The sequence below is a fragment of the Streptomyces sp. NPDC023157 genome (genome assembly GCF_055560575.1).
Map to the genome: position 1 here is coordinate 102,788 of NZ_JBVHIL010000013.1, position 10,826 is coordinate 113,613.

The following is a 10,826-nucleotide window of genomic DNA, read 5'->3' on the forward strand; positions in this document are numbered from 1 at the left end:
GCGTGACGACGAGCGTCTGGACGCCACCGCCGGCCGACGAGGCCGCACTGGCCGACTGGCTGCGGGTCCGTGAGCCGGTCGAGCAGGCCCCCGGCGGCGGGGGCTGGCACGTCTTCGGCTACCAGGAGGTCAAGGAGGTCCTCGCCGACCACGGCGCGTTCTCCAACGCCGTGGTGCGGCCGGTGTCCGACGACTCGCCCATGCGCCTGTACCGCAAGGGCAACCTGACCTGGATGGACCCGCCCCGGCACCGCAACCTGCGGGCGCTGGTCAGCCAGGCCTTCACCCCGCGGTACGTCGCCGACCTGGAGCCGATGGTCCACGAGACCGTCGACACGATCCTGGCCGGCGTCCGGGGCCGCGACGAGGTGTCCTTCGTCCGGGAGTTCGCCTCGCCGGTCGTGGCCACCGTCATCGCGCGGATGCTCGGCATCCCCGGCGGCGGGCTCAAGCTCTTCCAGGAGTGGTCGCAGGCGCTGCTCGCGCTCGCCGACCCGGGCGCCGAGCAGAACGGTCTGCAGACGGTGCTCACCAAGACGCAGATCGCCGAGGCGTTCCTGCACCGCTTCGTCGCCAAGCGGCGGGCCGCCCCCGCCGACGACCTGACCAGCGCGCTCATCGCGGCCGAGGTGGACGGCGAGCGGCTCGGCGACGAGGAGATCGCCGGGCTGATCGCCCTGCTGATGTCCACCGGGCAGGCCGCCACCCTCACCCTCGTGAACTCGATGATCGTGCTGGCCCGGCACCCGGAGTCGCAGGCCCTGCTGCGGTCCCGGCCCGACCTGCTGCACCAGACCATCGACGAGGTCATGCGCTACCGCTCCGAGACCACCCGGGTGGACCGCAAGACCACCCGCGCCGTGGTGGTCGGCGGGCACGAGATCCCCGCCGGGCAGACGGTGTCGGTGTGGATCGCGGCCGCCAACCGCGACCCGCGGGTCTTCGACCGTCCGGCGGTCTTCGACATCGAGCGCAAGCCCAACCCGCACATCGCGTTCGGCCACGGCATCCACTACTGCCTGGGCGCGCCGCTCGCGCGGGTGGAGATCCGGATCGCGCTGGCCAAGCTGCTCGACGCCACGACGGGCTTCACGATCGACCCGGCGGGCACCCGGCTGCTCGACCCCCGGCTCATGTTCGGCGCGAGCGAGGCGGCCGTTCGGTTCGACTGGAAGGAAGCCCGATGACGGGGAGGAGCGGGTCGACCGGGTTCGGCCCCGGCGGCCTGGTCGCCCGGCTCGCCGAGCACGCCCTGGGCACCCCCGGGAAGGTGGCGCTGTCGGTCGCGCCGGTCGGCGGGGGAGACCGGGTCGACCTGTCGTACGCGGAGCTGACGGCGCGCTCGCGTGCCGTCGCCCGCGCGCTCGCGGAGCGGGGGGTGCGGCCCGGCGAGCGGGTGCTGCTGCTGTTCCCGACGGCGCCCGAGTTCGCGCCCGCGTTCCTCGGCTGTCTCGCCGCCGGTGTGATCGCCGTGCCCGTGCCGCTGCCGCTCGACGAGAGCGCCCAGCGGCGCGTGCGGAACGTGGCGCGGGACTGCGAGGTCTCGCTGGTCGTGTCGCTGTCCTTCGTACGGGACTTCGTCCTGGCCGGTGAGGACCCGGAGCTGCGCGCGTTCGCGGAGGCGCACGACTGGCTGCTCGCCGACGAGGTCGGCGCGGCCGGCGGGGGCGACGGCTACGACGACGGGGCCGGGCTGCCCGTCGCGGGCGCCGACGACATCGCGTTCCTCCAGTACACCTCGGGCTCCACCAGCACCCCGCGCGGTGTCGTCGTCACGCACGGCGCGCTGATGCACAACGAGGCCGCCATCCAGCGCTCGTTCGGGGTACGGCCGGACTCCACGATCGTCAGCTGGCTGCCGCTCCACCACGACATGGGCCTCATCGGCGCGATGCTCCAGCCGCTGTACACCGGGGCCCGGGGCGTCATCCTCGACCCGCTGTCCTTCCTGCGGAGCCCCGCGAGCTGGCTGCGGACCATCAGCGAGGAGGGCGCCGACATCAGCGGCGGGCCCAACTTCGCGTACGACCTGTGCGTCCGCAAGGTCACCGAGGAGGAGCGGGCCGGGCTCGACCTGTCCCGCTGGCGGGTGGCGTTCAACGGCGCCGCCCAGGTCTACCCGCGCACCCTGCGGGCCTTCTCCGAGGCCTTCCGTGACACCGGCTTCCGTGCCGAGGCGCACCTGCCCTGCTACGGCCTCGCCGAGTCGACGCTCCTCGTGACCACCGTGGCCCCCGGGGTCTCCCGCACCTTCGACGACGGCCGGGAGCTCACCGCGTACCGGCTGCCCGAGCACGCCGACGTACGGGTCGTCGACCGCGAGTCCGGCGCCGAACTGGCCGCCGGGGAGGTCGGCGAGATCGCCGTCGCGGGCGGCAGCAACGGCACCGGCTACTGGGGACGGGAGCCCTTCGGGGAGTTCCTGCGCACCGGCGACCTCGGCTTCCGCGACGGCGACGAGCTGTTCGTCGTCGGGCGCAGCAAGGACCTGATCGTCCAGCGCGGGCGCAACATCTACCCCGAGGACCTGGAGGCCGACGCGGGCGTCTGCGACCCCGACGTCCGGCCCGGCCGCACCGCCGTGTTCGGTGTGGAGAACGAGCCCGCGGCGGGAGGCGTAGGAGCCGAGGGCCCCGGCGACGGTGACGAGTCGGTCGTGGTGTGCCAGGAGGTGCAGCCGCGGACCGCGCCCGCCCGGTACGGCGAGATCGCCGCCCGGGTGCGGGCCACGCTGTCCCGGATCCACGGCGTCACCGCGCGCACGGTCCTGCTCGTGCCGCCCGGCACCATCACCAAGACGTCCAGCGGCAAGGTCCAGCGGTACGCGGCCCGGCAGCGGCACCTCGCGGGCGAGCTGCCCGTGCTGCTCGCCGACACCCTCACCGGCCGCGGCTCCTCGCTCACCGAGCGGCTGGCCGGCGCCCCGCTGACGGCCGCGCTCTGCGCCCACATCGGGGAACTCCTCGGCCTGTCCGAGGCTCCCGCGCCCGACGCGTCCCTCGCCGACCTCGGCGCCGACTCGCTCACCGCCGTGCGGATCCGGCAGGACCTCGCGGACGCGCTCGGCGTCGAGCTGGCGCCGACGGTCGCGCTCCGCGCGGGCTCGATCGGCGAACTCGCCGCGCTCGCCGAGGCGGCCGGAGCGACCCCCTCGCCCGGAGCGGCCGGAGCGGCCGGAGCGGCCGGAGCGGCCGACCCGACCGCACCCGGTCAGGAGAAGGCGCCCGGAGGCTACGAACTCAACGCCTCCCAGCGCGCGTTGTGGTTCCTGCACCGCGCCGCGCCCGGCGGCGACTACAACGTGACCCGTGCGTTCCGCGTGACCGGCACCGTCGAGCCCGAGGCGTTCCGTGCCGCGCTCGTCGCCGTCGCCGACCGGCACCCGAGCCTGCGCCTGGCGCTCACCACCCGCGACGGAGCCCCGCACGCGGAGGTCCGCGACCGGTCCGGCGCCGACGTGGAGACCGTCGACGCCCGCGGGTGGGACGCGGAGCGCGAGGGCGACTGGTACCGGGAGTTCGCGACCCGCCCCTTCGACCTGGCCACCGGCACCCCGCTGCGCGCCGCGCTGCTGCGCCGCGACGGCGACTGGCTGTTCGCCCTGTCGCTGCACCACCTCGTGTGCGACGTGTCGTCCTTCGCGCTGGTCGTCGCCGACCTGGCCGCCGCGCTCGACGGGGAGACCCTGGCCCCCTCCGTGGTGCCCGCCCCGGCGCCCGAGCCCGACCACGGCGCCTTCTGGCGCGCCGAGCTCGACGGCGAACTCCCCACCCTGACCCTGCCGAACCTCGGCACGAGCGCGCCCGAGGCGCCCGCGCCCGGCGCGCCCGCGACGCCCGCCGCCCGCGAGTCGCTGGCCTTCTCCGTGCCCGCCGCGCCGCTGGCCGCGTACGCCCGCGCGCACGGGCTGACCCTGCACAACCTGCTGCTCGCCGCCTACCAGGTGCTGCTGCACCGCCTGTCCGGCCAGGCCGACCTGCTCGTGGGCGTCCCCTACGCGGGGCGCACCGACCGGGCCCGCGCCGACTGGGTGGGTTACCTGGTCAACGTGGTGCCGGTCCGCTCGGCGTACAGCGCGCTGACGCCGTTCGGCGCGTTCGCCGCCGCCACCCACCGGCATGTCCTCGACGTCCTCGACCACGCGGACCAGCCGCTGTCGGAGATCGTGCGGACGGTCAACCCCGACCGCGACTCGGCGACGGCCACCGTCTTCCAGGCCATGTTCACCTGCTACACCGGCTCGCTGCCCGGCGCGGCGGCCGTGGTGACGGGCGACGAGCGGGCCGCGCTGCCGGCCGGGGCCGCGACCCTGCACGGCCACCGGGTCCCCGACCACACCACGCAGTCCGACCTCGGGCTCAACGTGGCCGTCCGCGACGACGTGCTGGACTTCCAGCTCCAGTACGACGACGCCCGCGTCACCCGCGCGCAGGCCGAGCTGGTGGCCCGCACGCTGCCGACGCTGCTCGGCGGGATCGGCGCGGACGGCGACGGGCCGCTGCCGCTGCTCACTCCGGACGAGGCCGCGGTGCTCCTCGCGCGGGCCGTCGGCCCCGACGTACCGAGGCCGGAGAACTACCTCGACTCGTTCGAGCGCTGGGCCGACCGCACCCCGGACGCGATCGCCGTCGACGACGGCACGGTCACGCTGACCTACGCCGAGCTCGACGCCCGCGCCAACCACGCGGCCGAGCGGCTGCGGGCGGCCGGGGTGGCCACGGACCGTACCGTCGTGATGAGCGCGGACCGCTCGGCCGACTACCTGGTCGCGCTGGTCGCCCTGCACAAGGCCGACGGCGCCTATGTGCCGATCAGCCCGCGCGAGGCGCCGCTGCGCGCCGAGGCGATGGTCGAGGCGGTACGGCCGGCCGCGATCATCGCGACCCCGTCGGGCCGCCATCTCTTCGGCGACCGCCCGGTGTTCGACCTGGCCGAGCTGGTCTCCGGCAGCAGCACCACGCGCCCGCCGCGGCTCTGCCACGAGCACGCCACCTCGACGATCATCCACACCTCCGGCTCCACCGGGGTGCCGAAGGCGGCCGTCTCCACGAACTACGGCGTCACCAACCACATGTGGCAGATGGCGGAGCACTTCGCGCTCACCGAGCACGACTGCGTCGCCCAGACCGCCCCGGTGTCCTTCGACATCTCGGTGTGGCAGCTGCTGACCCCGATCATGATCGGCGGCCGGGTGCGGATCGTGCCCGAGCCGGACTCGCAGTCGCCCGCGAGCCTGCTGAAGGCCGTCGCGGACGGCGGCGTGACCATGCTGGAGCTGGTGCCGTCCAACATCGTGGCCCTGCTCGACGCCGGACTCGCCGCGCGCCCGGGCGCGCTGCGCGTGATGCTGTCCACGGGCGAGTCGCTGACCCAGGACGTGCTGCGGCGCTGGGTGCGCGAACTGCCCGAGATCCCCGTGCACAACGCGTACGGGCCCGCCGAGTGCACCGACGACGTCACGGCGGGGCTCTGCGGCTCCGGCCCCGACGGGCCGCTGACCACGGCGGTCGGCCTGCCGCTCGCCAACACCACGGTCCACGTCCTCGACGAGCACCTCCAGCCCGTGCCGGCCGGCGTGGTCGGCCTGCTGTACGTCGGCGGCGGGGCGGTCGGGCGCGGCTACCGCGGCAACCCGCGGCGCACCGCCGAGATGTTCGTGCCCGACCCGTACGCGGCCGGGCCCGGCGGGCGCCTGTACCGGACCGGCGACCTGGGGCGGGTGAACGCCGACGGGGACCTGGAGTTCCTGGGCCGCGCCGACACCCAGATCAAGATCCGCGGCCAGCGGATCGAGGTCGGCGAGGTCGAGTCCGCGCTGCGCCGCTGCCCCGGCGTCGTCGAGGCCGCGGTGAAGGTGCACACCGGGCCCGCGGGCGCCTCGCTCGTCGGCTACGTGTCGCGGCCCGGCGGCCCCGAGGGCCCGGCGGCGGTCCTCGGCCTCGACGAGGACGAGCTGTTCCGCGCCGTGCTCGCCGAACGCCTGCCCCGGCACATGATCCCCACGATCATCGCCGAACTCGGCCGGCTGCCCCGCTCCAAGAACGGCAAGGTCGACTACCGGTCGCTGGAGTTCACCGCGCCGGAGACGACCCGGGCCGGCGCCGGACTCGACGACCCGCTCGCCGCGACCGTCCGCTCCCTGTGGGCGGAGCTCCTCGAACGCGACGAGGTCGGCTGGGACGACAGCTTCTTCCAGCTCGGCGGCCACTCGCTGCTCGCCCTCACCATGATCGACCGGGTCGCCGCGCTGCTCGGCGTACGCCTCCAGGTCGACGCCGTGTTCGCCCGGCCCCGGCTGCGGGACTTCGTCGCCGCCGTCCGCGAGGCCGACCCGGCGACCGCCCGGCACACCGCCGAGCGGACCCCCGCCGACCCGGCCCTGCCGGTGCCCGCGAGCGCCGCGCAGCAGCGCTTCTGGTTCCTGCGCGAGATGGACCCCGACTCGCCGACGTACAACATGCCCGGCGTGCTGCGGCTGCGCGGCGACCTGGACGAGGACGCGCTGGAGACGGCGCTGCGCGACACGCTCGCCGCGCACCCCGTGCTGCTCGCCCGCTTCGCCACCGACGGCGGCGAGCTGACCTGGACGGCGCGCCCGGCGGAGGAGTTCGCGCTCGACCGCCTGGACCTGCGCGGCCCCGTGGCCGAGCTGGGCGACGAGGTGTTCGACCGGCTCGTCGCCGACGAGGCGGCGGTCGTCGCGGACCTGCGGCGCGAGCTGCCCTTCCGGGCACTGCTCGCCCGCCTCGGCGAACGCGACTGGGGCCTCTTCGTCTGCATCGACCACATCGCGTGCGACGGCTGGTCCCTCACCGTCTTCCTGAGCGACCTCGCCGACCGCTACAACGGGCTGAAGCCCCCGGCGACGGGATACGGCTTCGCGGACTACTGCCACGACGAACGCTCCTGGTGGGAGAACCGCGACCGGACCGAACTCGCGGCGCTCTGGCAGGACGTGTCGGGCCGCCGGGCCGTGCTCGCGCCGCTGCCGGACCGGGCCGCGCCGCCCGCCCCGGACGAGGAGGAGGCCGGCAAGCACACCGACGTCCTCGACGCCGGACTCGGCGAAGCCGTGCGGGAGCTGGCCGGACGCGCCGGCGTCACCCCGTACATGGTGTTCGCGACCGCGCTGGCCGCGCTCGCCCACAGCGGGTCGGACGAGCGGGAGCTGGTCATGCTGGGCACGCTCATCGCCCAGCGCGACCGGCCCGAGTGGCGGCAGGTCGTCGGCCCGCTCCTGAACGTCTCCGTGCTGGCCGTGGAGCTGTCCCCGGCCGACCCGGCGACCGACGCCCTCGCCGCCGTACGCGCCGGGGCGCTGCGCGCCTACCGGTGCGCCAACGTGCCCTTCCAGGAACTGGTGCCGCTGCTGACGCCGACACCCGACGGGGACGGCTCCCCGTTCGACGTGATGCTCGTGATGCAGCCGCCCGGCAGCCCCGTCGAGCTGGCCGGCCTGGAGGTCGAGCCGACCGACCTGGACGCCGCGTCCGCCCCGTACCCGCTGCTCGTCGACATCGAGGAGCGGGACTGCGGCGGCTACCAGGTGTCCTACCGCTACCGGACGAGCAGGTTCGACGCGGCCGGCGTCGCCGAACTCGCCGACCGGGTGCGCACCACGGTCCGCGCACTGGTCCAGGACGGTGCCGCACCCCTCGCCGAGCTGGTTCCCGCGGGCACCGCGGCCGAAAGGAGCTGAACATGACCGAGCCGGTCGTGCGTCCCCTGCTGTCGCGGTTCGCCGCATCCCTCGAACGGGACCCCGGCGCGCCCGCCGTGGTGGCCGACGGGGTCACCACCAGCTACGCCGCGCTCGACGCCACGGCCCGCGGGCACGCGGCGGCGCTGCGGGCCGCCGGTGCCGGGCCCGAGACGATGGTCGCGCTCGTCGCCGACCGGGGGCCCGGGTACGTCGCGATGATGCTCGGCACGCTGCTCGCCGGTGCCGCGTTCGTCCCCGTGGAGCCCAGCGTCCCGGTCGGGCGCGCCCACCAGATGTGCGCCGGGGCCGACGTACGGATCCTGCTCGTCGCCCCGGGGCACGAGGAGTTCGCCGCCGCGATCGCGGGCGGCCTCGACCCGGCGCCGGCGGTGCTCGTCGCCGGGGAGGGGGAGGGCGGGCTGCTTCCCGACGGGGCCGTGACCGAGGCCGGGGCAGGGGCCGTGACCGGAGCCGTGGCCGCGTCCGCCGCCGTGGCCGAGCGGCCTCGGGACGGGCTCGCGTACGTGATCTTCACGTCCGGGTCGACCGGCACGCCCAAGGGCGCGATGGTCCAGGACGGCGGCATGGACAACCACATCGCCGCCAAGATCGTCGACCTCGGCCTGGGCCCGGCCGACTCCATCGGCCTCACCGCCCCGCTCTCCTTCGACATCTCGGTGTGGCAGACGCTGACCTCGCTCACCGTCGGCGCCCGCGTCGCCGTCGCCTCGCCGCGGAACATCGCCGAGCCCGCCGAACTCGTCGCCTGGGTGCGGCGGCACGGCGTCACCGTCCTGGAGATCGTCCCGTCCTTCCTCGCCGTGCTCACCGCGCAGCTCGACGACGAGATGCGCGCCGGACTGTCCTCGCTGCGCTACCTCGTCGCCACCGGCGAGGCGCTGCCCGGCGCCGTCGCCACCCGCTGGTACGAGCACTGCCCGGACATCCCGATCGTCAACGCCTACGGCCCCACCGAGTGCTCCGACGACGTCACCCACCACATGGTGAGCGCCGAGGAGAGCGCATCCCGCGCCTGGCCGTCGATCGGCCGCGAGGTCCTCAACACGCGCCTGTACGTGGTCGACGCGGACGGGCGCGAACTGCCCGACGGCACCGAGGGCGAACTCCTCGTCGGCGGCGACGGCGTCGGCCGCGGCTACATCGGCGACCCCGTGCGCACCGCGCTCACCTTCGTCCCCGACCACCTGTCCGGCACGCCCGGCGCCCGCCTGTACCGCACCGCCGACCGCGCGAGCCGCGCAGCCGACGGCACGATCGACTTCCACGGGCGCCGCGACCGCCAGGTGAAGATCCGCGGCCACCGGGTCGAACTCGGCGACGTGGAAGCCCAGTTGCTGCGCGTCCCCGAGGTGCAGTCCGCGGCCTGCGTGTACACCGGCGGGCGGCTGCGGGCGTTCGTGACGCTGAACGCCGAGGCCGACGTCCTCACCGCCGTACGCGCCCTCGCCCCCGCCTACCTCGTCCCGCACGAGGTGACCGTCCTCGACCGGCTCCCGGTCAACACCTCCGGGAAGATCGCCTACCGGGCGCTGGAGGACCTGCCGTCCGCCGAAGTCCCGGTGGAGAACCACCCCGCCGAGTCCTCGGCCGTCGCCGCCACCCTGGACACCGTGCGCGCCCTGTTCGCCGAGACCCTGGGCGTGGCGGCCGTCGGACCGGACGACGACTTCTTCATCTCCGGCGGCGACTCGCTGACGGCGATGACCCTGGTCTCCACCGCCCGCGCCCGCTTCGACGCCGAGGGCACCTCCCTGCGCCTGTTCCTGTCCCGGCCGACCGCCCGCGGTCTGCTCGCCGCGGTCGAGGCGGCGGAACCCGTCGCCCCGCCCGAGGACACCGGCCCGCCCGGCACCCTCTCCTCCGGGCAGGAGCGGCTGTGGTTCTTCGAGCAGCTGCACCGCAAGAAGGCGCCCAACCTGCTGATCCTCTCGCTCGACCTGCGCGGGCGGCTCGACCGGGACGCGCTGCGCCACGCGCTGGCCGCGATCGTCGCCCGGCACGAGCCGCTGCGGACCGTCTTCACCCAGGAACGCGGCATCCCCAAGGCGGTCGTCCGGCCCACGGCCGAGATCGTCCTGGAGGAGGGCACGACGGGCGACTTCGCGATCTCCGCCCGCACGCCCGAACCGCCCCTGACCACCGCCCGCCTCGAACGCGTCGCGGATGACCACCACGTGCTGACGTTCGCGATGCACCACCTCGTGGCCGACGGCTGGTCCCTCGAAGTGCTCAAGCGGGACATCGCCGAGTACTACGAGCGGTACCTCGCCGGCGACACCGAAGTGCCCCTGCCCCGCACCTCGTTCTCCCGCTACGTGGACGCCGAACGGAGCTGGCTGGCGGGACCGGACGCCGAGGAGTGCACCCGGTACTGGACCGGACAGCTGGAGGGCGCGCCGCCCGCGATCGACCTGCCGCTCGACCGCCCGCGCCCCGCCAAGCCGGCCTTCGTCACCGACCACGTGGTCACCCACCTCACGGCCGAGGAGACCGCCGCGCTCGCGGCGACGGCCCGCGCCCATGGCGCCACCCCGTTCATGGCGGTGCTCGCCGCCTCGTACGTCGTGCTCCGCGACGCCACCGCCACCACCGACCTGGTGCTCGGCATCGACGCCGTCAACCGCTCGTGGCCGGGCAGCGAGGAGCTGATCGGCACCTTCGTGAACCAGCTGCCGGTCCGCTTCGCGCCCGGCACCGCCCCGACCTTCGGCGAACTCCTCGACCTGGCGCGGGTGCGGGTGCTGGGCGCGCAGGAGAACGACCGGCTGCCCTTCCACAAGCTGGTCGCGGCCGTGAACCCGCCGCGCCAGGCGGGCCGCTTCCCGCTGTTCCAGGTCAAGGTCACCCACCAGGGCGCCTGGCGCACCGGGATGGCCCTGAAGGACCTGGAGGTCGTGCCGCGCGAACTGGCCGACCCCGTCATGGACCTGGACCTGATGATCGACGTCTCCGGCGAGAACGACCGGCTGCGCCTGGAGGTCCTGTTCTGGCCGGAGGTGCTCGACGCGCCCACGGTCGGCGGCTGGACGACGGCGCTCGCCGAGGTGCTGCGGGCCGGCGCGGCGAACCCCCACGCGGTACTGGCACTCGGTGAGAGGTGAGG

General features: G+C 75.0%; 3 protein-coding genes. All 3 read left to right on the forward strand.

Annotation, left to right across the window (positions count from 1 at the left end; all coding sequences use genetic code 11):
• Window positions 1–2 precede the first annotated feature (2 nt).
• The 3 genes from ACZ3ZE_RS34970 to ACZ3ZE_RS34980 are packed head-to-tail and all read left to right on the forward strand — an operon-like array spanning window position 3 to window position 10,824.
• On the forward strand, window positions 3–1,187 hold the full coding sequence (locus tag ACZ3ZE_RS34970) for a cytochrome P450 (RefSeq protein ID WP_361165000.1): 1,185 nt from the start codon (window positions 3–5) through the stop codon (window positions 1,185–1,187).
• Window positions 1,184–7,699: an amino acid adenylation domain-containing protein gene (locus tag ACZ3ZE_RS34975; RefSeq protein WP_467261867.1), complete on the forward strand. Its 6,516-nt coding sequence runs from the start codon at window positions 1,184–1,186 to the stop codon at window positions 7,697–7,699. The genes ACZ3ZE_RS34970 and ACZ3ZE_RS34975 overlap by 4 nt, the downstream gene beginning before the upstream one ends.
• Window positions 7,700–7,701: 2 nt before the next feature.
• Entirely contained in the window at window positions 7,702–10,824 is a 3,123-nt protein-coding gene (locus tag ACZ3ZE_RS34980) for an amino acid adenylation domain-containing protein (protein WP_467261869.1), read from the forward strand.
• Window positions 10,825–10,826 lie beyond the last annotated feature (2 nt).